Origin of the sequence: Pontiella desulfatans (assembly GCF_900890425.1) — a bacterium.
Lineage (GTDB): Bacteria > Verrucomicrobiota > Kiritimatiellia > Kiritimatiellales > Pontiellaceae > Pontiella > Pontiella desulfatans.
In genome coordinates, this window is record NZ_CAAHFG010000003.1 from 1,146,713 (window position 1) to 1,172,335 (window position 25,623).

The window sequence follows — 25,623 nt, forward strand, 5'->3', positions numbered from 1 at the left end:
CGGGCGCACGGCGTGCGCCCCTCCAGCAAGGCAGCGCAGGCGTTGGGATGGCCACGAGGAGGCGTAAAATTCACAAGACAGGATAATGGAATGACAGGATCATTTGCTTAACCGCGAATGAACACTAATTTCCCCTGCGCCCGCACCGGAAATAGTCCTGTCATTAATCGTCCTGTAAAATCTCTCCGTCCGCACCGAGAATCATTTTGCTCTAAATCATTTTGCCAAAGTCCTGCCCAGCCCGGCCATGAGCAGGCAAGAAAGCCCGCTCCACATTGGGAGGGCGAGGTTCCATCCGAGCTGTGCGCCCCTCCAGTTGTGGGGCGGTTAGGGTTGTCCAAAGCGGTCGCAGTAGGCGTCCCAGATTCGTTCGCAGGTTTGGTCGGCATATTGATCGGCAAACTCCTCGCCCCTCACCGGTTCCTTGCGGGCCTTGGTGTTCATCCGATCCAAATGGTGCCCGAGCTCGTGCAGGAATACATGCAGCAGCATGAAGGCCTTGGCCTTTTTAGTCGTGAAGCGGCAGTGGTAGTCGTCCCCATTCCTATCGTAACTTAGCCGTAGCTTTTCGAAGATGTAGCGGTTTTTCTCGAAATACCACGCGTTGATGTCGAACCAAAACTCCTTGTGCCACGCCGGCAGGATGATGATCCCCGTCCGCGTATCGTAGAAATATTTGTATGATCCCCACACCTCCTTGCTGCCCCCGGAGAGATGGATGCACTCGACCCCATGGTGGCCGTGCTCCCAGTCGGGGACGATTTCGAGGAAGTCGTGCACGTCGCGTTTCGTAACGACGTGCCGGTAGCCGCGCCAGGCCGTATTGCGGCTGATCACGAACTTGTCGGCGTAGGTATACGTGTGGTTGTTCTTTTTCTGAACCGTACCATTCCGTACCCCGGGCGCTGACTTGCGGACATACATCAGAACTCGAATCCCAGCTGGCCGGCCTTTTGATCCTTGAGTTTTTCGTCGGAGCCGAGCAGGGCCAGCAGCTGCTCCTCGCTAAGGATGGTCACGCCCAGCTTTTCCGCCTTCGCCAGCTTCGATCCCGCGCTCTCCCCGGCCACGAGGTAGCTGGTTTTTTTCGAGACGCTACCGCTGACCTTGCCGCCGCGCGCCTGGATCTTGTCGCCCGCTTCCTCGCGCGACATCGATTCCATGGAACCGGTGAGCACGAAGGTCAGGCCTTCCAGTTCATTGCTGCCGCCGGCCTGCGCCTGTTCGAAGTTTACGCCGGCTTCGCGAAGCTGGTTGAGCACGCCCCGGGCTTGATCGGACACGAAATATTCCACAACCGATTTCCCGACGATGGGGCCGATGTCGTGAATGGTTTCCAGGCGTTGGATGTCGGCGGCCATCAACGCATCGATGTTCTTGAACTCCTTGGCCAGTATGGAGGCCGCGCCCTTGCCCACGTGCCGGATGCCTAGGCCGAACAGCACTTTCTCGAACGGGCGCTTCTTGCTCTCCTCGATGCCTTTGATGAGATTCTCGGCCGATTTCTCGCCCATGCGCTCGAGTCCGAGCACTTCAATCTTTTGCAGCGCGTATAGCTCGGCGGGGTTCTTGACGAGTCCGCCATCCACCAGTTGCTCAACCAGCGATTCGCCGAGGCCATTGATGTCCATCGCCCCGCGCGATGCGAAATGGGTGAGCCAGCTTTTGACCTGGGCCGGGCATTGGAGGTTGATGCAACGCAGGGCAACCTCGCCCTCGCGCTTTTCCACTTCGCTTCCGCAGACCGGACAGGCGGTCGGCATGCGGAATTCGGTTTCGGCCCCCGTTCGCTTCTCTTTCACGACGTTCACCACGGCCGGAATAATTTCGCCGGCCTTCTCGATAATCACGCGGTCGCCGACCTTGATGTCCTTGCGCCGGATCTCATCCTCGTTGTGCAGGGTTGCGCGCTTGACGGTGGTGCCGGCCAGCTGCACCGGTTCCAATTCCGCCACGGGGGTGAGAACGCCCGTGCGGCCCACCTGGATGGAGATCGCATGCAGCGTGGTTTCGGCCTGTTCCGGTTCGTATTTGTAGGCCACGGCCCAGCGCGGGCTTTTGGCCGTGTAGCCGAGGTCCTCGTAAAGCCGCCGCTCGTTCACTTTGATGACGCCGCCGTCCATCTCGAACGGGAATTCGTGGCGCAGGGCTTCGAGGGCATCGAGCTGGTCGAGGATTTCCTCGATTGTATCGTTAAGCCAATAGTTTGGTGTAATGCGCAATCCGTAACCCTTCAAGGTCTGGAGCATTTGTTCATGGGTGTCGAAGGCGATGCCGTCGAGCTGGCCGGTTGCATAGAAAATGGCATCGAGCGGGCGCTTGGCCACTTCGCGCGGGTCGAGCAGTTTGAGGGACCCGGCGCAGGCGTTGCGCGGGTTGGCAAACGGTTCCTGTCCGGCTTCCTGCCGCTCTTCGTTCAGTTTGGCGAAGCCGGCGGTGTCCATGTAGATTTCGCCGCGTACTTCCAGCACGGCGGGGGGCATTAGGTCGGACAGGCGCAGGGGGATGGAATTGATCGTGCGAACGTTGGAGGTCACATCGTCGCCGGTGGCGCCGTCGCCCCGCGTCACCGCGCGCACCAGTTCTCCGTCTTCATAGCGCAGCGAAATCGCAACCCCGTCGATCTTCGGTTCGAGGATGTAGTCGAAGGTCTCTTCCGGGATCAGTCTGCGGATGCGGCGGTCGAACTCCACCAGTTCCTCTTTCGAGTAGGTGTTCGAGAGGCTCATCATCGGGACGGCATGTTGGACGTTCTCGAAACGATCCAGCGGCGCGCCGCCGACGCGTTGGGTGGGGGAGGTGGCGCTGGCGAATTCCGGGAACCGCTTTTCGAGCTCGTCCAGCGACTGCAGCAGCGCGTCGTATTCGCGATCGGTGATTTCGGGCGCGGCGTCGATGTAGTAGAGGCGGTTGTGCCGCTCGATCTCCGTGCGCAGCTTCATGATGCGTTGCTTGGGGTCATCTGTTGTCATGTTTGGCGGATCCTGGTGTTCGGGTTGGGGCGATCATGCCGGTGAACTTACCGAATCAGGCAAATCGGGTCAATCGCGGTCGGTATAATGTGCCTGGGGCAACAGGTGGTCTGATCATACTTGCATAAGTATGATGTTCGGTGGGGGCGGCAAAACGGGGGCGGGAAATTGATCGACTGCGGATTTGCCTCCATTCTGAATGCTGATATGATCTTAAGGTTCTTGAACAACATTTTTATGCTGGAGGAAAATATGGCGAATATTCCTGGAAACGTCGAGTGGGTGGCGGAGTTGATCCCCAATCTGGATTCCCGCATCGATCAGTTTGTGGTCGATACGGATGAAGTGGACGATGAGTTGGTCGAGGTCTTCATTGAGGAGATCCGCCGCCTGACGGGCGAGCTGCAGGACGGCATCGCCCAAGCCGATCTGGAAATGGTGCGCATGGCGGCCCATTCCATCAAGGGCATGGGCGGAACCATGGGGCTGCCGGAAATCTCGGTGCTGGGGCTGGAGGTGGAAAACCTGGCCAAGGATGAACGCCTTGCCGATGCGAAGCCCATGGTCGATGCCATGGCCCGTTGGATGGCGACACTGGACTAGGCATGATTTCGACCGACCAAACCAGTCTTTCTGGAAAAACAACATCACGCCTCTTGCAAAACCTGTCCGGCCGGGTGCTGGTGGTGGACGACGAGTTGCCGAACCGCCTCTATCTGCGCAAGCTGCTCGAGGCGCGCGGGTGCGAAGTGTTCGATGCCGATGACGGCCCGTCGGGGTTGTCGGTTGCTTTCCAGAAGACGCCGGATTTGATTCTGGTGGATGTCATGATGCCGCAGATGGATGGTTTCGAGCTGTGCGGCTTGTTGCGCGACGAACCGCGAACGGCGGATATCCCGGTCATCATGGTGACGGCGAAATCGAAAATCGAGGATATCGAGACCGGTTTCGAGCTTGGGGCGATGGACTATATCCGCAAGCCTTTCAACCCGCGCGAACTGGTGCTGCGCGTGGGCAATGCCCTGGCGCTGAAGAAGAGCAACGACGAACTCACCAAGTGGAACAACCGCGTTTCGCGGGATCTCGAACTGGCCGGCACCATCCAGCGTTCGCTCTTTTCCGACATCCCCCATTTCTCGCACCGCTTCGAGGTGCGCATAGCCTACCGTCCTTGCATGGATGTGGGCGGTGATGCGTTCGACATCATCCCGTTGCCGGACGGCAAGCATTGCGTCTATGTGGCCGACGTTTCGGGCCATGGGGTGGCGCCGGCGATGATTGCCTCGCTGCTGAAGGCGACCGCCAGCGAGATGATCCACCGCTATGCCGACCAGGGGCCCGCCGCCGTTTGCAACGCGTTGAACATGGTGATCCGCCGGCGCATCGACAACCCCTCCTATTTCGCCACCATGTTCATGGCCATCCACGATCCGGAAACCCTCAAGTGGCGCTGCATGAACTGCGGGCACCCGAACCCGGTATTCATCCGCAACGGTGTTCCGGTTGATACGGCGGTTTTCAAGGTGCGCGGCGGAGCGCCGATCGGCTTTCCATTTGGGTCGGAACGGCCCTATGGCGAGAAGGACGAAATCGTGATCCGGGACGAGGGCAACTCCTATCTGCTGCTCTTCACCGACGGCTTGCTCGAGGCACGCCACCGGGCCACCGGCGAGGAGTGCGGGGAGTGCATGGCGAAGATCTATTCCGAGGTGGTGGCCCGGCCGGAGTTGTCGGACAAGGCGGCCGAACTGCTCGACCAGGTCGAGGCGCACCACTACGACATTGCGGGCGACGACTGCACCGCGATTTCCATCCACATGCTCGATCCGCTCAAGATCGTGGTTGAGCAGACGGTGCCGCGGAATATTTATCTCGTGTCGGATACGGCAAAGCAGGCGGAATCGGCGGCGGTGTCGCAGGGCATCTCGCCGGAGACCGCCGCAATGCTGCGCCTGCTGGTGATGGAGCTGGGGGCGAACCTGGTGGACCATGGCGGCTTGGACGAGGACGATTCGTTCTGGCTCCAGCTGCGCATCGATGGGCGCGTGTGCCAGCTGGTGCTGCGTGACGAGGGGACCGAATGGGATTTGGAGGAGGCGTTGAACCGCGAGCTGGACGAAGCCTACATGGGAGAGCGCGGTCGGGGCCTGGCCATCACCAACGCCATCACCGACCGCATCGAACGCTACCGGGTGCAGATGCAGAACCTGACCTATTGCACCATCATCGACGGGGAGGAGGAATAGATGGAACGACCGGTTTATAAGGCCAGGCGAGAAATGTTTGCCCGGATGGATATACCCGTCACCAAGGCGGATGTTCAGATCCTGAAACTGAAGCAGCGCTTCCGTTTGGTTTTTTGGGAAGGCATGCTGCGCAGTCTGCTCGTGTTCAAGCGCATGATCGACATCGTAGCCAGCTTGGTCGCGCTGGTGGTGCTTTTCCCGTTGTTCCTGATGGCGGCGCTTTGCATCCTGGTCGAGGATGGCTTCCCGGTCATCTACACGCAGAAGCGCGTGGGTCTCAACGGTAAGGAGTTCCGGTTCCACAAGTTCCGCTCGATGGTCAATGGGGCGGAGGAGTTGAAATCGGAGCTGCGCAAGCAAAACGATCTACAGGACGAAATCAATTTCAAGCTCAAGGACGATCCGCGCGTACTGCGTTGCGGCCGGTTCATGCGGCGATCCAGCATCGACGAGATCCCGCAGTTCTTCAACGTGCTCGTGGGCGATCTCTCGCTGGTCGGGCCGCGCCCGCCCTTGCCGGAGGAGGTCAAGGCCTATTCGCTGGCCGACCGCAAGCGCCTGCACGTCAAGCCGGGCCTCACCTGCCTATGGCAGATCGGCGGCCGCTCCGACCTGCCGTTCGACCAGCAGGTCGGCCTGGATATGCAGTACATACAGAGCCAGAGCATCTTCAAGGATATTGTAATCATGCTGAAAACCATCCCCGCCGTGTTGTTCGGCCGCGGGGCTTATTAGGGAGAATTGATATGGTGGTAACTTGTACCAAACAAAACGGGATTGGCGTCGTGCAGGTCGACCAGGCGCTCACGGCCGCCACGGTGGATGCATTCCGCGACCAACTTGCCGGCTGGCAGGAAGCGGAAGGCGATGTGAAGGACTTCGTGCTCGACCTCGGGAAGGTCGATTTCATGGACTCGGCGGGATTGGGAACCCTGATCGCCGTGCTGAAGCGCGTGAGTGAAAAGGGGGGCGACATGAAGATTGCGGAACTCCAGAAAAAACCGCGCATGGTCTTCGAAATCACCCGGGCCTACAAGGTCTTCGAAATCTACGATACGGTGGATGACGCCCTGAAGGCGTTTGAATAGTTTCCGTCTCCCGCTCCGATGATTGCCGTGCTCAATACCTCAACTGCATGTGCCTGGGCAGAACCCTTCGGGGATGTGCCCTGGCCCATGCTGCCGGTTGCCAACCGTCCCCTGCTGGACTATTGGCTGGAGGCGTGCACCGACCAGGGCATCAAGTCCGTCCAGTTGATCCTGGGGGGCGACGAGGCCAAGGCGATCGAGGATTTCGTGCGGAACGGCGACCGGTGGAATGTGGACGTGCAGTATATCTTTGCGCGCCCCAGCGAATCGCCGGCCGGATACCTGCGTTCCATTTCCGCGCTCTGCCGCGATGGCCTGTTCTACCTCGGCCATCCGTTTTTCATGCGGCGCAGGCAGGCGTTTAGTCCATCCGGATTCAAAGCGCTCGATGCTTGCCGACATGACTTCCACGGCGAAATCCATTTCCTGTTTTCTTCAACCGGTAACGGTGTGGAGGCCCTGCTGGAGGGGCAACCCGGTTCCGGCCATGGGCTCGAGCAGATCCATCTCCACCCCTTTGCCATCGATTCCGCGGCCGCCTATTTCGACCTGAACATGAAAATGATCGCCGGCGAATTCTCCCGCTATGTCACGGCGGGCTTTTCCGCAAACGATGGCAGTTCGATCGGCTACAACGTCCGGACGCCGCCTTCGAGCCATCTCGTGGCCCCCATCATGGTGGGCGACGACTGCCGCTTCGGCGCAATGACCACCGTGGGGGCCAATGCCGTGGTGGGCAACCATGTGATTGTCGATGCCCACAGCGAGCTGGCCGACTGCCTTGTCCTCGACGACACCTACATTGGCCGCAACCTGGAAATCCGCAACAAGATCGTGGCCGGCAACCGGGTGATCGACCCCAGCGACGGCACCATGGTGCAAATCGACGACTCCTGGCTGATTGCGCGAAACCGGACCGAGACGCGGACGGAAGACCTCCTCCGCTACGTCATCCTCTGGTTCGTGGCCCTTGGTTTGGCTCTGGTGCAGGTTGTTCCGTTCTGCATCCTGTATCCCATCGTGAAGCTCATCCGTGTCGGGCGGTTCAGCCTGGAATCGTTCCACGATCCCCGCACCGGCTACATCAAGCTTCCGGTTTTCCGCAAGGTCCTAAACAAGAAATCGGTGGCCTATCGCCTGTTCCGCAGCTTTTCGCTCGATCGCTTCCCCTGGATCCTGCTGGTGTTGCGTGGGCGGCTCTTTCTCTGCGGCCAGCCCCCCATGCGCCATCCGGAAGACGGCGAGATCGTCAAGCAGCTGCGCCAATATTATCCCGGCGTATTCTGCTACCAGGACTATAACAAGGAATCCGATCGCCTGATCGATTCACTCTGGTACGCCCATATCCGGTCGCTCTATGAAGACCTCAAGATCCTGATCAAAGCCCTCTTAACCCGTTTCCTCTCGGCCGGTCGGCAATAATCCTATTTCCCGATTGGAAGATCGAACCATGCCCAAACAGTGGAACATCCATCCAACCGACCTGCCGCTCGCCGAGTCCATCGCCGCCCAGGCCCGGCTCCCGCTTCCGATTGCGCGTGTGCTGGTGCAACGCGGGTTCCACGATGCGGACGGGGTTGGCGCGTTCATGAATCCCCGCCTGTCCGGGCTGTCCGATCCCTTCCTGCTGCCCGACATGGAAAAGGCGGCCGTCCGGCTGTGGGCGGCGATCGACGGGCAGGAATCCATTACCGTATTCGGCGACTACGATGTGGACGGCGTCACCTCCTCGGCGCTGCTCACCCGTATTCTCACCGCCCTTGGGGGGCGGGTGCGGGCGTTCATTCCCGACCGGCTCGATGAAGGCTACGGCCTTTCGCAGGATGCCCTCGAACGCTGCCTCGCCGAACATGGTTCAACGGTCGTGGTTTCCGTCGATTGCGGCGTGAATTCGGTCGGGAGCGTGGCCTACGCCCAGCAACTCGGCATCGATGTCATCGTTACCGACCACCACGAGCCGGAGGAAACAACGGCCCCGGCCTATGCCTTGATCAACCCCAAGCTGGGCGATCAACCCGATCTCGAAAACCTGTCGGGGGTCGGGGTGGCCTTCAAGTTGGCCCATGCGCTCGTCAAGCTTGGGCGGGGGCAGGGGAAGCCTGCGGCCATCCAGCTCGAACTGCGAAACTATCTTGATATTGTCGCGCTCGGCACCGTGGCCGACATTGTTCCGCTGGTGGGCGAAAACCGCATCCTCGTGCGCCACGGCCTGGCCCAGCTCGGGTGGACCCGATGGGTCGGGCTCCAGGCCCTCAAAGACGTCGCCGGCGTGAAGGGGGAGGCCGATACCTTCCAACTCGGCTTCCAGCTCGCGCCGCGCATCAATGCCGCCGGCCGGATTGGCCAGCCGATGCAGGCCCTGCAACTGCTGGTGACCAACGATGCCGGCGAAGCGCAGCGCATCGCCAAGCTGCTCGACGACACCAACGCCGAGCGGCGGCGCATCGAGCGCGAAATGGCCGACGAGGCCTTTGCGGAGATCGATGAATATTTTTCCGCCGGGAAAAACTTTGGACTCGTCGTTGCCAGGGAGGGGTGGCATCCGGGGGTGGTCGGCATTGTTGCCTCGCGCGTGGCCCGCCACTACAACCGCCCCGCCATCATCATGGGAATCGAGGAGGATGGCTCCGCGCGCGGCTCGTGCCGCAGCATCGACGAATACAACCTGCTCGAAGGCTTGCTGGCCTGCGAGGTATGCCTGTCCAAATTCGGCGGCCACAAAATGGCGGCCGGGCTCGAAGTGAAACCCGGTGAACTGGAGGCCTTCAAGGCCGCCTTCAATGCCGCCGTGGCCGCAACCCTCGGCGAAACCGACCTTTCGCCCGTGCTGCACATCGATGCGGAGGTGGCGCCCGAAGAGGTGGATTGGGATTTCCTGGAACAGCTGAAGCGGCTCTATCCCTTCGGGCAGGAAAACCCCGAACCGGTCTGGGCCGTGCGGCGGCTGCGGGTGTCGGGCAGCCCCCGCGTGGTGGGGCAAAACCACCTGAAACTCTCGCTGGTGGCCGCCGGGGAAACCTTCGATGCCATCGCCTTCAACTATCCGCTGGAAAACCTGCCCGCCGGCGAGGTCGATGTGGCCTTCACGCTCAAGGAAAACCAGTGGATGGGCAACTCCAGCCTGCAGTTGCAGGTTCAGGACATCCGGGCGTCCGGATAGGCCGGGGTTAACAGGGAAACCAGATGGCCGGTGGCCTTGCCAGGGTTAAGCGACTATATATAGATACTTCATGAATGGCGCAAAGGAACAGGCGCTTGGCAACGTTAACCCGATGGCAGAGGTAGAAATAATGAAGACGGCATTTTTTAACAGGGTGGATCCGGTGGGCAACACCGACATGGTGGATCAGGTCTATGCGGACCGCCAGCAATTGGTCGCTGAAATATCCGATTTGTATCCCGTCCTGGTTACGCCAGACAATTTTGAGGACGAGGTGGGGAATCTCCAGGATCTGGAGGTGGTCTTCTGCACCTGGCGCATGCTGGATCTGACGGAGGAGCAAATCGACCGGTTGCCCAATCTCAAGGCGATCCTTTATGCCGCCGGTTCCGTGAAAAACTTTGCCGTTCCCTACCTCGAGCGCGGGATCAAGGTGTGCAGCGCCATCGAAGCCAACGGGGTTCCGGTGGCCGAACTGGCGTTGGCGCAGGTGCTGCTCGCCGGTGCCGGGTTCTGGCGCAACAGCCGCGAGTGCGTCGACCACGACTCCACCTTCATGGGCAACAACCACCGTGGGCACGGCAACTACGACAACCGCGTTTCCATCCTCGGCAACGGCACCATCTCGAACCATCTCCAGGCACTGCTCGCGCACCACAAGCTCGAGGTCGTCGTGGTGCCCTCGCGCGAGTCCAACCGGACGGTTTCGCTTGAAGAGGCGTTCTCCACCTCGGTGGCCGTGGTCAACCTGTTCCCCGACCGCGACGACAACGTCGGCGTCTTCGACGGCAAGCTGTTCGGCAGCATGCTCGACAGCGCCACCTTCATCAACGTCGGCCGCGGCCGCCAGGTCAACGAACCCGAGCTGATCCAGGTGATGAAGGAGCGCCCGGACCTGACCGCGTTGCTCGACGTCCAGCACCCGGAGCCCCCGGTCGATGGGTCGGAACTCTATACCGTGCCGAATATTCTGTTGAGCGGGCACATTGCAGGTTCCAAGGGAACCGAGCTGCGGCGCATGGCCGACTATATGGTTGACGAATACAAGCGCTTGGCCGCCGGCGAAGCGTTGAAACATGAAGTGGATCTGGAAACCGTAAGGTCGATGGCCTAGTATGGAAGGCATGCAAACGATGAAAACAGGACTCTGTTCAATAACGCTGCGCCAGTTGGATCCCGCGAAACTGGTCTCTTTGGTTAGGCAATCCGGGCTCGACGCGATCGAGTGGGGGGGCGATGTCCATGTGCCGCCCGGCGCCCTCGAGGTGGCTTCCGATGTCCGCAAGATGACGCTCGATGCCGGGTTGGAGGTTTCCTCCTACGGTTCGTATTGGAAGGTGGTCGATGCCGCGGGCAAGCCCGATCCCTTCGAGCCGGTGCTCGAAAGCGCCATGGCGCTCGGGACCGACACGATCCGCATTTGGGCCGGCCACAAGCCTTCGGATGCCGTAAGCGCCAGCGAGCGCGAGGCGGTCGTTGACGGCATGCGCCATGCGCTCGATGCCGCCAAGGCGCAGGGGATCAAGCTCGCGCTCGAATTCCACGCCAATACGCTTTCCGATAGCAATGCCGCCACGCTGGACGTCTTGAACGAACTCAACCATTCCCACCTTTTCACCTATTGGCAGCCGATCTATTGGCTGACGGATCCCGCGTACCGGCTGGCGGGGTTGCAGGAGTTGTCGGACCGGGTGCTGAACCTGCACGTGTTCCACTGGTTGTTCAGCCCGGGCGCCGGCTCGTGGGGCGACTCCACCAACCGCCGGCCGCTGGAAGAGGGGGCGGCGGATTGGGAAACCTATTTCCAGGTGCCGCTCGATCCTTCCTGCGAGCACTACGCCTTGATTGAGTTTGTTCGCGGCGACGACCCCGAACAATTCCTTCGGGATGCCGCGGCCCTCAAGGCCTGGTTGCCGAAGGAAAAGCTCGAGACGGTAGTCGTTTGATTCCGCCAAGACCTTCGACGGAAGGTCGAACATTCCGCCATGAAAAACAGTAGAAAAATAAACAAGGGGGCTCCGAGCGGGTTTGTGGTGAGTTTGCTGGTGCATGCGGCGGCGTTCCTGCTGGCCGGCATGCTGGTGGTGTTCACGGTGCACCAGAAGGAGGAGACGAAGTTTGTTCCGCCGAAGCCGGTCGACCGCCCGAAGATGAAGCTCAAGAAGCCGAAGGTGAAGGTGAAGAAGACGGCCAAGCCGAAACCCACCACCCGCATCGTGACGAAGGTCAAGCGCGCCAGCATGCCGGACATCCAGCTGCCGGAAATGAGCGGGATGGCGGATGGCCTGGTCGGGGACATCGGCGGGTTCGAGCTGCTGCCGGATTTGCAGCAGATGACGGTCTTCGGCGGCGGGCAGACCATCGGCAACGACTTTGTCGGCACCTTCTACGATTTCAAGCGCGACCGCGCCGGCCGCCCGATCCCGATGTCGGATGTCCAGTTCGTGGACGCGATGATCAAGTTTAATTCCAGCGGCTGGAAGCCCTCGTCGATCAGCCGCTACTACCGCTCGCCGAACAAGCGGTATGCGACGAGTTTCATGATGCCGCCGATCCGCTCGTCGGTTGCGCCGACCGCGTTCAACGAAGCCGACACCATCGGCTATGCGTGGATGGTCCACTACAAGGGGAAGCTGGTTTATCCGGAGGATATCAAGTTCCGTTTCTGGGGGATGGGCGACGATATCCTGGCGGTGCGGGTGAACGGGGAGATCGTGCTCAACGCCTGCTGGGAGGATAACAACCGGGGCACCTACCTGATCGGCGGGAAGTGGGTGAGCAACGCCACCAAGAACCGCCAGTTCTACATGGGCAACAACCTGGCCTGGGGCGGCGACTGGATCGAGCTCAAGGCCGGCGAGCCGGTGGACATGGAGGTGATCGTCGGCGAGGTGCCGGGCGGCACCTTCTGCTCGATGCTGACGGTGGAGGTCGAAGACGCGGAATACGAAAACAACCGCCAGAGCCGCGGCATCTTCCCGATGTTCAAGACGGCGGAAACCACGCACGACCTGGCCGATGCCATCCTCGAGCATCTCGTTCCGGGCGAGGCCGACGTTTTCAAAGGCCCCATCTTCCGGGACTACCTGGTGCCCGAAAACACCAACACCGCGGTGGTGGCCGAGCAGGAGGCCGAAGCCCCGGAGCCCGGGGCGGAGGAGGAGCCTTCCAAGATGCGGTTGTGGACGCTTAACAACGGCAAGACCGTCGAAGCCGAATACATCACCAAGATCGGCAACGATGTCGTGCTGCGTTCGGCCAAGGGCAAGCAGGTCAAGGTGCCCGTGGCGGAGGTTTCGGCCGAAGACATCGACTATATCCAGATCTCGAATCCGCCGAAGTTCTCGGTCGATTTCCTTCGCTCGAGCAAGCAGGTGTTCATCGAAACCACGCCCTACCTCAACGAAACCCCGCCGCGCGTCCTCGAATGGACCTTCGGGGCCAAGCTGAAGCAGGAAAACTCCATGGCCTACGACCACGAGCTGAAGGTGGAATACTATGCGTTCGGCCAGCAGTATCTCGACGCCGACAAATACAAGCTGCTCGACCACCAGGTTGCGCACTTCACCCCGACGGCCGAGAACAAGCGCGCCTTCCGGATGGAAGGGAAGCGGGCCGTCCAGCTGATGGACTACGACCTGATGGACCACCGCCGCGGCATGCGCGTGGCCGAAAGCCTGGTGCTGGTCACCGACGTCCGCGGCGAAATCGTCGCCTACAATTCGACGGCGAACTGGCTGTACGACAACCTCGAAACCCTGCAGGAGCGACAAGTAGGCCAGTTCCTCGACAAGAGCTGCGAGCGGGTCTACCCCACCGGTCCCAAACCCACGAGATATTAAGGAAACATCGTGATCAAAGCTCAATTTTCGCTTAGTGGCGACATTAGGCATTCCAAGACCCTCGGCGCCTTCGATGCCAGAAAGCCCGAGGTTTATGTGGAGGAAATCTCGGGCACCTCGTTCATTGCATCGGCTCCGGGATTGGAGCCGGGGGCCTATTTGGTGGAGATCGATCTCGTCGAGGCGGTGCTCGACGGGGTGGGGCAGCGCGTGATGGACATCCAGTGCGGCAACGCCGTCTTGGCCCAGGATCTGGATTTGGTGGTGGCGGCCGGCGGTTTCAAGCAGCCCTACCGCGTTTCCGGAACCGTGGAGCACCTCGGCGATGCCCAGCGCGGGCCGCTCGCCGTCCAGTTCGAAGGCCGGGTGCAGGAGGCCAAGTTCAATGCCATCACGGTGAAGGATGAGGCCGGCGACGTGGTGGCGCATGTGCTCGCCAGGGATCTTGCCGATGCGGTCGATCCGGATGCGCGCATCGTCCCGCACGTGGATGAACCGCCGGTTTACAACGATCCCTCCCACCCCTTGGAAAAACGGGTGGACGACCTGATCCGCCGCATGTCGCCCAAGGAAAAGATCGACCAGCTGGTCAATGCCGCCGGCCAGATCGAGCGGCTGGACGTGCCGGGCTACGACTATTGGAACGAATGCCTCCATGGCGTGGCCCGCAACGGCTATGCGACCGTCTTCCCGCAGGCCACCGGCATGGCCGCCATCTGGGATGCGCCGATGATGCGCCGCATTGCCGATGCCATCTCCACCGAGGCGCGCGCCAAGTTCAACGCGCTCGGAAAGGTGCCGGTCTACCACCGCAACCAGGGGCTGACCATGTGGTCGCCCACCCTCAATCTCTTTCGCGACCCGCGCTGGGGGCGCGGCCAGGAAAGCTATGGCGAAGACCCGTTCCTGACCGCCCGCCTCGGCGTGGAATTCATCCGGGGCCTGCAGGGCGACGACGGAACCTATCTGAAAGTGGCCGCGTGCGCGAAGCACTATGCCGCCCACAGCGGCCCCGAACCGGGACGGCGCTCCTTCGATGTTTCGCCAACCGCGCGCGACCTCTACGAAACCTATCTGCCCCAGTTCGAGGCGGCCGTGCGCGAGGGCGGTGTGGAAGCCGTGATGGGCGCCTACAACAGCCTCTACGACGAACCCTGCAACACCAGCCATTTCCTGCTGACCGAGCTGCTGCGCGGGCAGTGGGGGTTCGACGGGCATGTCGTGGCCGACTGCGGCGCGATCCGCAGCGTCTATGCCCACCATCGCCATGTGGGAACGGCGGAGGAGGCCGTTGCCCTCGCCGTCAAGGCCGGGTGCGATCTCGATTGCGGCGTCACCTTCGGCAGCCTACTCACCGCCCGCAAGGAAGGGCTCGTTTCGGACGAAGAGATCGACCGCGCACTGCACCGCCTGCTGCGTACCCGCTTCCGTTTGGGCATGTTCGATCCACCGGCGATGAACCCCTGGTCGAAGATTACGCTGGAACAAAACGACTCGCCGGAGCACCAGGCGCTTGCGCTTGAGGCAACGCGGAAATCGCTGGTGCTGCTGAAAAACGACGGCATCCTGCCGCTCGGAAAATCCGCGCTGAAAAAGGTGGCGGTCATCGGAGCGAACGCCGATTCGGTTCCGGCGCTGCTGGGCAACTACCACGGCGATCCCTCCGCCCCCGTCACCTTTTTGGATGGGGTTCGCGCCGCCCTCGGAGACGCGGTCGAAATCATCTACGACGTGGGCTGTCCGCTGGCTTTGCCGAAGGATGATCCCGAAATCGATCCCTCCTGGTTCGCGGACGCGCTCCGGCTGGCCGCCGCATCCGATGTGGTGCTCTATTTCGGCGGCATCAGCGGCGAGCTCGAAGGCGAGGAGATGCCGGTTAACATGGAGGGCTTCAACGGCGGCGACCGCACCTTCATCGAATTGCCGCCGGTGCAGACCGCGTTGCTCAAGAAGCTCCACGCCACCGGAACGCCGGTGGTTTTCATCAACAGCAGCGGCGGGGCCGTGGCCTTTCCGTGGGAGGCCGAAAACCTGCCGGCGATCCTGCAGGCGTGGTATCCCGGCCAGGCGGGCGGCACCGCGGTGGCCGATGTGCTGTTCGGCGCCTGCAACCCTTCCGGCAAGCTTCCGCTCACCTTCTACCGCTCGACCAAAGACCTACCGCACTACTACGACTACGGCATGGCCAACCGCACCTACCGGTTCTTTGAAGGGGAGCCGCTCTATGCATTTGGCCACGGCCTGGGCTACACCCGATTTGAATATGGAGCATTAACCGCGTCCGAAGACGCGGGCATCTTCCGCGTCTCCTTCGAGCTAGCCAATGCCGGGGCGGTCGATGGGGAAGAGGTTGTGCAGCTCTATGTCCGGCATCTCGCCTCTTCCGTCTCGCAGCCGATCCACAGCCTCGCGGCGTTCCAGCGGTTGGCCGTTGGCGGCGGGGAGCGCGCGATGGTGGAGTTGGAGTTTCCGGTCGATGCATTGCGCCATTGGGATGGCGAGGGTGGGGGATATGTGGTTGAACCGGGCGGGTTCGAAGTCCGGGTTGGCGCCTCTTCCGCAGATATCCGGCAGACGCTCGAACTCCAGGTTCAAGGGCGCGGCGAATTTTAAAAACAAGAAGACACGCAGGCCTCCGTTCCCGGTGGCTGGGTGTTGAAGAGAGGATAGGAACGATATGAGTAATTTCGACTACATTGTAATTGGCGTTTATCTGGTGTTCATGCTTTCGCTGGGGCCGATCTATAAGAGCTTCAGCAAAACGGCATCGGACTTCTTTCGCGGCGGCGGCGGCATGCTCTGGTGGGTGGTCGGCAGCTCTGCCTTCATGAACTCGTTCTCCGCGTGGTCGTTCACCGGCGGTGCGGCGAAAGCCTATGAAACCGGCACCTTCCTGCTGATCCTGTTTAGTTGCAACACGGTGGCCACGCTGGTCTGCCTGGCGTTCACGGCGCACCGTTTCCGCCAGTTGCGCGTCATCACGGCGGTGGAGGCCATCCGCGACCGGTTCGGCAATTCCAGCGAGCAAATCTTCAACTGGCTGCCGCTCATTTTCAACATCCTGTTTGGCGGCATCATGCTCTATACGATCTCCGTCTTCATGTCGGGCGTGTTCGGGGCGAAGATGTATCAGATCATTCTGATCCTTGGCGCGGTGATGATCGCCATGACGCTGCTCGGCGGTTCCTGGGCGGCGACCGCGGGCGACTTCGTCCAAATGCTGGTGGTACTGACGATCACGGTCATCATGGCGGTGCTGGCGCTGAACCACGAAGCCATCGGCGGCATTGGCGGCTTGATCGCCAACGTGCCGAAGGGCCATTTTGAATGGACGGAGTTCGAGCGGCCCAGCATTACGTGGATCTACGCCATCACGCTGGTGGTGAACCAGATCGTTTTCGCCAACAGCATGCAAAGCGGCGGCGCACGCTATCTGTTCGTGAAAGACGGCGGCGAAGCGCGCAAGTCCGCCTGGGTTTCCGTGGTTGGATTTATCCTCCTGCCCATCATCTGGCTTATTCCCGCCTTCGCCTCCTCGGTGATCTTCCCGGATCTGGCCTCCATGTTCCCCAATCTCAACAATCCAAACGAGGCCGCCTACGTGGCGATCGCGAAGGAGTTGCTGCCTACGGGATTGCTGGGGCTCTTGGTCTGCGGCATCTTCGCCGCCAGCCTCACGTCGATGAACAGTCTGCTGAACGTCTTTTCAGCTGGTTTCGTGCGGAATTTCTGGATCCGCGTGGTCGATAAAAACGCGAGCGAGGGACGCCAGATCCTGGTGGGCCGGATCTTTATTTTTATTTACGGTTTGATTTGGATGGGCATCGCGATGGTGCTTTCCCAGAATGACAAGATCAAACTGTTCGAGCTGATTCTCATCGCCTCGGCATCCATCGGCCTGCCGGCGGCGCTGCCCATGCTCTACGGCATGTTCGTGAAAAAGGTGCCCGCGTGGGCCGGTTGGAGCACGATGGTGTTCGGTTTCATTGTTTCACTCGCCATCTACCTTGGGTTCAAGTACTGGGGCTGGTCGGACGCGTTGCGCTATGGTTGGGATGCGTCCGCTCCGCTCAGCGATATTGAGTTCGGCGACCTCAAGCTAGGACTGACCACCGGCACGATCTTCCTGGCTTGCACGATCTGGTTTTTCTTTACGGGTATCTTCCATAAATATTCCAGCCCGGAATACCGCGAGCAGGTGGATAAGTTCTTTGAGGTGATGAACACACCCATCGACCGCTCCACCGAACACGAGCCGGACTATGAAAGCGACAGCCGCCAGTACGCCGTTCTTGCCAACCTATGTCTGGCCTACGGCGGCATGGTGCTGCTGTTGCTGCTGGTGCCGAACGACCTGAAGGCGCGCATGCTGATCTTGATCTGTGGCGGCGCGGTGGTGGTAGTCGGCGTCGTCCTCCGTCTAATCGGTATAAAGCGCGCCCGCAACAAAGCCTAACCAAGGAGGCCCTTCATGAAACCAATCTTCATTGCCGCCGGCCTCTTGGCGGGAGCGTTGTGCTGTTGCGCACACGATGCAAAAGACCTGTTTGCCAACCAGCTCGGCTGGGAAAAGGACGCGGCGGAACAACTGTCGAACCTGCGAGCCTGGGACGGTCTTTCGAAAGGGGGAAAGCTGGAGTTGCCGGGCGAGGCTTCCTTCACCTATCCCGATGGGGAAAAGGGCTGGTTCCGGGTGGGCCTCGCACTTCGGCACGACGGATCCGGCTACTGGAAAAACTTTTACGGCGTCCGCTTCGAGGTCTATCTGCCGGGCGATGCCCCGCTGAAGGGCGAGGCCATGGTCCACACCGCCGCGCGCAAGGTTTATGGCGGAAGCGAGGACGTGGTGGATACCTATTCCGCCGCCTTCGGCCTGGTGGGCAAGGGCTGGCACACGGTGACCGTTCCGCTCAAATCGTTCAATCTGGAACAGTCGATGCCCGTCATGCTCGAAACCATCAAAACCTTCGCGGTCAAGGCCGAGTTTTCCGATGGATCAAAGGGGACGATCAAGCTGCGCCATCCGCGGCTGATCAAGGGCGACCTCCTGGCGTTGGAAAGCGAAGTCCGTTCCGCATCGGCCCAGGGCGGGAAGGATGCGGTTTATGCGCTGAAGGTTTCCAACTGCACCGATAAACCGCAGGTCGTCAATCTGGCCCGCCGCGTTCAGGGCCGGGAAGTGATGGATACCCGAATCACGCCGACCGAGCTCACGCTGGAACCCGGCGAAAGCAGGAGCGTCGAAGTCCGTGTGACGGTCTCCGAGCGCGTCGCCCCGGGCGGGCGCGAAGTGCAGACCATCCAGGCCATGGCCAATGGCCGGGATGCCGGAACGATCGAATACATCACGTTGGCCTACCTCGAACATCCCTACCTGCTGCACACCAAAGAGCGATGGGACGACATCCGTAAAAAAGCGGAAACCGTCGAGTGGGCCAAAAAAGCCGCCGCGAAATATGTATCGGATGCCGACCAGTGGAATGTACCGGAAGTCAACTTCGGGAAACTTTCACGGCATACCAACTGTGAATATGTCTACGAGCTCAAGGAGCATGAAAAGATGTTCGGTTGCGCGGTGGCGTATCAGCTGACCGGCGAGATGAAGTATGCCGAGAAGGCCGCGCTCTATCTCCGCCAGTTGAGCGACCCGGTCGACGGCTATGCGCGCACCCAGGCGGGCGCGGCCGGCAACCTGGTCAAGGAAGGCGGCTTCATGCAGCATGTCGCCTGGGGCTATGACCTGATTCATGATTCGGGCGCGCTGTCGGATGAGGATCATAAGAACATGGCGGCCATGATCCGCCTCTATTCGAAGATTATCGACCAGCACATCAGCCAGGCCGTTTCCGGCAACTGGCAGGTGGCCGAGGCCTTCGGCGCAATCTACGGGGCGTTGGCCATTCAGGATATGGCATTGGCCAACCGCTTCATCGAAGGGCCGGGCGGATTCCACGAGCAGGCCACCCATGGCGTGATGGCCGATGGTTGGTGGTACGAGTGCTCGATCGGCTACAATGCGTGGGTCTCGAGCGAGTTCACGCAGCTGGCCCTCGCACTGCAACCGTGGGGTATCGACTATGTCGATGCCGCGATCCCCGCTTCCTATTCCGTGGAATACAATATTTTTTCCCAGGATGTGGAAGAGCGCAAAAAGAAGATCTACGGCAAACCCTTCCAGAAGTGGGGGCCGGTCTATAAACCCTACATCAAAATCAAGGACATGTGGGATGCCCTGCCGAAATTCATCGACTACCAGGGCATGATGTTTGCGAACAACGATTCGACCGAGAACAAGTTCACGAGCGATGCCTACGAGATTGCCTACTTCGTTTACCGCGATCCGATCTATGCCTCGATCATCAAGCACATCGGCAAGCGCGATCTGCTCTACGGGGTGGCCGAGCTGCCGGACGATACGCCCGAGCTGGGCGAGGGATCAGCCTATGCCGATAACGCCGGGCAGGTGATGCTGCGCTCGAAGCAGGAAGAACCGCGCGAACGGATCCAGGGCGTTCTGAAATATGGAACGCACGGCGGCTACCACGGCCACTTCGACCGCGCCGGCCTGAACTCGCTGATGCGCTACGGCCGCAGCTTCTACAATCCGGAGCACATCTGGTACAGCTATCCGAATTTCATGTATGCCTTCTTCGTGCAGACCTCGCTGCCGCACAACATGGTGGTGGTCGACATGAAACAGCAGGAAGCGGTCGAAAGCCGCCGGCTGCTCTTCAGCGAAGGCGAGCTGCTGCAGGCCACGGCCGTTGAAACCAAGGCCCGCTGGTCGAATCCCCCGTATGGCGGGCTTAAATATCCGGCGCTGGCGCCTACACTGCAGGAAAAGTGCTGGGATGAAGGGCGCTACCTGCCGCAACCGGAAAACGAGCCGGTCTACGGTTCCATCGGCGAGTGGTCGGATCGCGTCACGCAGCGACGCCTGCTGGCGGTTGCGGACGACTACATTGTGCTGGCCGACTATCTCGATGCACCGGAGGAGCACACCTTCGACTGCCTGTTCAACATCAAGGGCCTGCTCGGGATCGATGCCGACCAGGTTTCCGAACCGCGCCACACGGAAAGCATGAACCCAGACCCGATTCTGGCCGCGCAGTTGATCACCGATTGCAATTGGTACGACACCGAAGGCACCACCAAGGTCAGCTTCGAAACCAAGTTCGGCCCGGACGCCGACAACGCCGGAACCCGCATTACCGGGCTTGACGGCGTGCTGAAAATGGATGTCTACAATACGTGGCCGAAACAGCGCGAGGTGATGCTGGGCACACTGCCCGAGGCCCATGGCGTGAACCGCAAATTCTGGTACACCGTCCAGGGCGATGGCCAGGTGCTCGCCGAAGGAAAATTCGGGGCATGGATTCTCGGGCGCGATGCGATCGACGTTTCGCTTGAAGGGTTGAAGACGCTGAAGCTGGTCACCAAAACGGATGCGTCTGCGAAAAAGAAAACCCTCTTCTGGGGCAATCCGGTGATCGTGACGCAGGACGGAAAAGAAATACCTCTCAGTGGAGTTGAGTTGGTGACGGATCAGATCGCCGCAGTTCCAGAGGTTGGAAAAGATTATTATGGCGGTCCGGTGAAACTGTCCGGACTTCCAATGGTTGGAACGGTTCCGGCCAACCCAGTGAAGGAAAATGTCGACGGCACCATCACGGTTGATCTGACGAATCTCAACGCCGCGCGTTTCAAGGCCTATGTCGGCGGGGACTATCCGCTGGGCAACGAAGCCGAGCGCCGCAAATCGCTCAGCTTCCGCACCACCGGAAAAAAGGCGCGCTTCCTGACGGTTGTCGAACCGTTCGAAGCCGCCAGCAAAATCAAAAGCGTGATCGCCGCTTCGGCGAACGAGGTGACCATTGAACTCAAGGATGGCCGCACGCATGTTGTGCGCGTTCAGGGGATGGAGCAAGGCGAAGACCTCAACGTGTCCATCCAGGAATTCAACAATGGAAAATGGGTTCGCGAGGAGCAGCACAATAATTAAGGGCATCGTTATGAATCGTAGTGTAATCGCATCGGGAATTTTGATGTTGGCCTTGGCGGCGGGCGCTGGGCATCCACAACTGTTGACCACGGCGGAGCAGCACGAGGCCATCCGCCGGAAAGTGGCGACGGTTGATTGGGCGAAGTCGGCGTTTGCCAAGTTGCAGGAGCGCATTGACGGCTATGTGGCCCAAACGGCCGCCGATCCGCAGTGGGCGGTTTCGCGTTTGGCGATGAACTGGGATACGCACTATGTTACGCCGATTACGGAAGGTTCGCGCACCATCAAAGGCGAAGGCCGTGCCGAAGTGCCGACGCCACGCTTTGCCGGCGCGCGCGATTGGAAGACCGACTATGTCCGCCAGACGCCGATTGAAAACCTCAAGCCGTTCAACGACAAGGATGGCAAGATTTGCCTGGTCAACGAAACGACCGGCCAGGAGGAGTGGGTAGACCCCTCCATCACCGGCCACGCCATTGAGCGGATCAACAACGAGATCATGGCGCTGGCCGCCGACGCCGCGTTCCTCTATTGGGTGACGGGCAACAAGGCGTATGCCGACTTTGCCGCGCCGATTCTATGGACCTACATGAACGGTTTGGCGCACACGAAGAAGCCGGTCATCCTGGATGAAAATGGCGGGCCCCACAGGATCATAGGAACCGCTTCCTATGAGGTGATCCACGACGGGATCCTGCACAGCATCGCCGTGGCCTACGATTATCTGTACGACTACATCCGGTCTGATGATTCCATGGATGGAACCGTGGTCGAGATGGGCATCAAGCGTTTTGTGGATCGCATCATCGAGGGGGGCGGGCGCACGGGCAACTGGAACCTGCACCAGGCCAAGAAGATTGCCTACGGCGGAATGGTGCTGGGCTCGAATGAAGCCTATGCCGATCTGAAAGGGCGGCAATACTACATCGATATTGCACTGAACGCCGACCTGCCGAACCAATGGGGCGTTACCCATGTGATTCGCGAGGGCTACGACCAGGAAACGGCTATTTGGCCGGAGGCCCCGGGCTATGCGTTCGACACCACCGCCAACATCATCGAGATTGTTTCGTTGCTGTCGACCGATCCCGACGGGCGCAAGGCGCTCGAAAATCCGTTGCTCAAGAAGGCGGTGCTCGATCAGCGCAAGCAGACCTATCCGCCGGGCTATTCCCATGCGATGGGCGACACCAGCTATGCGCGCGTCGATGCCCGTGCCGGCGAGCTGATGCTGAGCTGGGCGTTGAGCCAGGGAGACCAGGAAGCGATCGAGGCGTTTTCCGCCTTGCTGCAGGGCGAGGTGGCGTCCGGGAAGTATGATCGCAATTCCCAGGAGAGCCTGCTGGCCTTGACCCGTTATGCGGCCGAGCTGCCGAAGGCCCATCCCGAGGTGCTGAAAAAGACGCCGACCTATTTTGCCGAGCCGGTCAACCTGGTGATGCTGGAAAACCGTTCAGGAAACGGCGATGCCCGCTATGCGCTGGGGGCCGCCATGTTTGGCACCAAGGGCGGCCACATGCACGCCAACGGGCTTGCGGTCGAGCTTTATGGCGCGGGCTATGTGCTGGGCTTCGACTCCGGGCGCGGTAGCAGCTATTGGCAACCCGACCATGGCGACTATTATTCAAAGGCGCCGGCGCATAACACGGTGATCGTTAACGGGACGTCGAGTTACGCGCGCCATGGAAGGGATACGATCGCGATGCAGGTCGAGGCGGTCGAACCGGCCTTTGACCAGCCCGCGGAAAACGAGCACCTGACCTATCTCACCGCGAGTTTCAGGCACACGAAGCCCGCTGCCAGCCAGCAGCGCACACTGGCTCTCGTTCGGATCGACGACACCACCGCATTCTATTTTGATGTCTTCCGTTCAAAAACGGATAAAGCGGATCCCGACCAGTACCACGACTGGTTCTACCACGGCATGGCCGACGCGATGGACGTGAAGGCGTTGTCGCTGAAGCCGAGCAAGCAGCTCACTTCCAAGCGCGGGAATATGAAGGGCTACGATTATTTCACGGAAGAGAAATCGACCGAAACCGATTCACCGGTCAAGGCGACGTTCCCGCTGCATATCGAGGGGAACGAGGTTGCGATGGATGTCTGGATGCTCGCGGAGGAGGGCCGCCGTGTTTATTCGGTGATGGCTCCGGCCAACCGCGGCGCCCGCCACTACGTTGACGAACAATATTGGGATCGACTTCAGCCGACCCTGGTGGTGCGCCAGATGGGCGAAGCGTGGGAGCGTCCGTTCGTCGCGGTTTATGAACCCTCATTGCAGGCGGATGGCACGAAGATCCGTTCGGTGAAGCAGGTCGGTGCGGACCGCTGGCGGGTGGGCGGCGAGGGGTGGTCGGCCGTGCTGTCGCTCGATGGAGCCAAGCTGGGGCTGGAGGTTGAACATGGGAAATAGGAAACCGGTTCGGAGCGGCGGGGTCACTGGCTTTAGCATGTTTTGCATTGCGTGGAGCAGGCGTTTCGCCTGCCTCGCCGGGGGGCTCGTCGCCATGGGTGTTTGCGAAGCATCGGAACCCTTGGTGCTGGGCTATGGTAAAGAGGCGTTCACGGTCGGGAATGAATTGTATGCGACGGAGTTTGCCGACCCGGAAAACTGGGTGGTCCAGGTTGCGGACGTGGATTCCCCGACGAAGGAGCGCGTAACGTTCGAAGCAGGCATGTTGGATTTGTACATGCCGGACCGGGGTTGCACGGCGTGGTTGAACAAACCGTTCAAGGGGCCGATCACGATCGTCTACAACGTGCGCTGTCCTCTGGAGACGGAGAAGGATGACGGAATCCTTGCAACGGACATCAATAATTTCTGGCACTGCTCCGATCCCCGGAACTTCGATGCCGTTCTCACTACCACCCAAACGCACTACCACGGTGGTTTCCTGGGCTATCACGAGATGCGCGGCTACTATGCCTGCACCGGCGGTGGCCGCAACCGGACCACGCGCTTCCGGCGCTATCCGCGCTGGAAGGACGGCAAGGACATCCCGCACATCGCGGTGAACGCGAACGACGGAAAGAAGGAGTTCCTGATCGAACCCGGCACGTGGCACACGATCCAGTTGGTCTATTGCGATGGGTTGCTTCAGTACATCAAGGATGGTCTTGTGGTGTATGAATTCAAGGAAGGCGATGCCATTACCGTTGAAACGCGCGACAAGGATAACCGGCGGCAGAAGCACGAGGAAACCTACACGCTGGATAAATTTCCGGCCTACGACGAGGGTTATTTCGGCTTCCGGATGGTGGGTTCGCACCATCAATATAAGAATTTGAAGATTTACGAGCTGGTACCTGAATAAGAAATCTGGGCAGGCGAGTTTTTGACGGGATAACAGGATGAACAGGATTCTATTTAAACAGATCCTGAAAATCCTGTTATCCTGTCTGAATTACATCGGAGAAGGGAGTACGGGATGAAGTTGGTTAAGTTCATGTTGCTGGGGATTCTGGCGGGGGCGTTGGCCGGGTGCCGAAGCACGAAGGTGGAGGAGGCTCCCGCAGTGGTTGTGGCGGGCCATGGCAAGGCGGCCTTCACGGTTGGGGAAAAGCTCTACGAGACGGATTTCAGTTCTTCGGAAGGCTGGGTGGTGCAGGTTGAGCAGAAGGGCGAGCCTGGCAAGGAGTGGATCCGGTTCGGCGACCATATGCTGGACCTGTGCATGCCGGCGCGCGGTTGCACCGCGTGGCTGACGAAAAAGTTCCAAGGGCCGATTGCGATCGTGTACCAGGTGAAGTGTCCGTTGGAGTGGATCGATGGCGACGCCATCCAGGCGCGCGATATCAACAATTTCTGGCACTGCTCGCACCCCGGCGACGCCGAAAAAATCTTCGATGCCGAGCTCTACCACGGCGGGTTCGGCAGCTATTCCAAGATGCAGGGCTACTATGCCAGCACCGGGGGCGGGGCACACGAGGGGAATCATACCACGCGCTTCCGCCGCTATCCGCGCGAAGTGGACGGCAAGCCCTATCCGCACATTGCGCTCAATGATCGCGACGATCAGGAAGGCTATCTGATTACGCCCGGCGCATGGCACACCGTTCAGCTGGTTGCCTGCAACGGGCTGGTGCAGTACATCGTGGACGGCAAGGTGGTTTACGAGATCAAGGAGGGCGACTCCATCGATATTGAAACCCCCGACAAGGGCAAGGTGACCAAGCCGTATTCGCTGAAGGAATTCCCGGCCTATGTGGAAGGCTATTTCGGCTTCCGCCTGGTGCGGACGCATCACCAGTACAGGAACCTGAAAATCTACCGGTTGGATCCGAAATAATGTTTGGAAATGGCGCATGAACAA

At 60.3% G+C, this 25,623-nt stretch carries 17 protein-coding genes; 15 read left to right on the plus strand and 2 right to left on the minus strand.

Annotated elements, in window-relative coordinates; all coding sequences use genetic code 11:
- Positions 1–327: 327 nt before the first annotated feature.
- Together E9954_RS25190 and ligA are read right to left on the minus strand one after the other, a co-directional pair.
- The gene (locus E9954_RS25190; protein WP_136082028.1) at positions 328–924 is read right to left on the minus strand and encodes a hypothetical protein; all 597 of its coding nucleotides are present in this window, start codon (positions 922–924) and stop codon (positions 328–330) included.
- Positions 924–2,972: an NAD-dependent DNA ligase LigA gene (ligA, locus tag E9954_RS25195; protein WP_136082029.1), complete on the minus strand. Its 2,049-nt coding sequence runs from the start codon at positions 2,970–2,972 to the stop codon at positions 924–926. The genes E9954_RS25190 and ligA overlap by 1 nt, the downstream gene beginning before the upstream one ends.
- 252 nt (positions 2,973–3,224) lie before the next feature.
- On the opposite strand from ligA, the gene E9954_RS25200 reads away from it, so the two are divergent.
- From E9954_RS25200 to E9954_RS25270, 15 genes are all read left to right on the plus strand, one after another.
- Positions 3,225–3,575, plus strand: coding sequence for an Hpt domain-containing protein (locus E9954_RS25200; protein ID WP_168442592.1), 351 nt, complete (start codon positions 3,225–3,227; stop codon positions 3,573–3,575).
- Positions 3,576–3,577: 2 nt separating this feature from the next.
- Positions 3,578–5,218 (plus strand): ATP-binding SpoIIE family protein phosphatase, encoded by a 1,641-nt coding sequence (locus tag E9954_RS25205; RefSeq protein ID WP_136082031.1) that lies wholly within the window; start codon positions 3,578–3,580, stop codon positions 5,216–5,218.
- Positions 5,219–5,953 carry a sugar transferase gene (locus tag E9954_RS25210; protein WP_222847312.1) on the plus strand — a complete coding sequence of 245 codons (735 nt, stop codon included), beginning with the start codon at positions 5,219–5,221 and terminating at the stop codon, positions 5,951–5,953. It begins immediately after the preceding gene.
- Positions 5,954–5,964: 11 nt separating this feature from the next.
- Positions 5,965–6,306, plus strand: coding sequence for an STAS domain-containing protein (locus E9954_RS25215; RefSeq protein WP_136082032.1), 342 nt, complete (start codon positions 5,965–5,967; stop codon positions 6,304–6,306).
- A gap of 27 nt (positions 6,307–6,333) precedes the next feature.
- Positions 6,334–7,728, plus strand: coding sequence for a nucleotidyltransferase family protein (locus tag E9954_RS25220; protein WP_168442593.1), 1,395 nt, complete (start codon positions 6,334–6,336; stop codon positions 7,726–7,728).
- A gap of 28 nt (positions 7,729–7,756) precedes the next feature.
- Positions 7,757–9,466, plus strand: coding sequence for a single-stranded-DNA-specific exonuclease RecJ (gene recJ, locus E9954_RS25225; protein WP_136082034.1), 1,710 nt, complete (start codon positions 7,757–7,759; stop codon positions 9,464–9,466).
- Between the two features lie 130 nt (positions 9,467–9,596).
- Positions 9,597–10,580 carry an NAD(P)-dependent oxidoreductase gene (locus E9954_RS25230; RefSeq protein ID WP_222847313.1) on the plus strand — a complete coding sequence of 328 codons (984 nt, stop codon included), beginning with the start codon at positions 9,597–9,599 and terminating at the stop codon, positions 10,578–10,580.
- 19 nt (positions 10,581–10,599) lie between these two features.
- Positions 10,600–11,412: a sugar phosphate isomerase/epimerase family protein gene (locus E9954_RS25235; protein WP_168442594.1), complete on the plus strand. Its 813-nt coding sequence runs from the start codon at positions 10,600–10,602 to the stop codon at positions 11,410–11,412.
- A 39-nt stretch (positions 11,413–11,451) separates the two neighbouring features.
- Positions 11,452–13,308, plus strand: a complete 1,857-nt coding sequence (locus E9954_RS25240; protein ID WP_136082036.1) for an SHD1 domain-containing protein — start codon at positions 11,452–11,454, stop codon at positions 13,306–13,308.
- A 9-nt stretch (positions 13,309–13,317) separates the two neighbouring features.
- Positions 13,318–15,921, plus strand: coding sequence for a glycoside hydrolase family 3 C-terminal domain-containing protein (locus E9954_RS25245; RefSeq protein ID WP_136082037.1), 2,604 nt, complete (start codon positions 13,318–13,320; stop codon positions 15,919–15,921).
- Positions 15,922–15,985: 64 nt separating this feature from the next.
- A complete protein-coding gene (locus E9954_RS25250; RefSeq protein ID WP_136082038.1) occupies positions 15,986–17,764 on the plus strand; it encodes a sodium:solute symporter family transporter in 1,779 nt (592 codons plus the stop codon).
- Positions 17,765–17,779: 15 nt separating this feature from the next.
- Positions 17,780–21,310 (plus strand): COG1470 family protein, encoded by a 3,531-nt coding sequence (locus tag E9954_RS25255; protein ID WP_136082039.1) that lies wholly within the window; start codon positions 17,780–17,782, stop codon positions 21,308–21,310.
- Between the two features lie 10 nt (positions 21,311–21,320).
- Positions 21,321–23,723: a heparinase II/III domain-containing protein gene (locus tag E9954_RS25260; RefSeq protein ID WP_168442595.1), complete on the plus strand. Its 2,403-nt coding sequence runs from the start codon at positions 21,321–21,323 to the stop codon at positions 23,721–23,723.
- Positions 23,713–24,624, plus strand: a complete 912-nt coding sequence (locus tag E9954_RS25265) for a DUF6250 domain-containing protein (RefSeq protein WP_136082041.1) — start codon at positions 23,713–23,715, stop codon at positions 24,622–24,624. Before E9954_RS25260 ends, E9954_RS25265 begins: the two co-directional genes overlap by 11 nt.
- A gap of 114 nt (positions 24,625–24,738) precedes the next feature.
- Complete coding sequence (locus E9954_RS25270) at positions 24,739–25,599, plus strand: DUF6250 domain-containing protein (protein WP_136082042.1); 861 nt, start codon at positions 24,739–24,741, stop codon at positions 25,597–25,599.
- Positions 25,600–25,623: the final 24 nt, after the last annotated feature.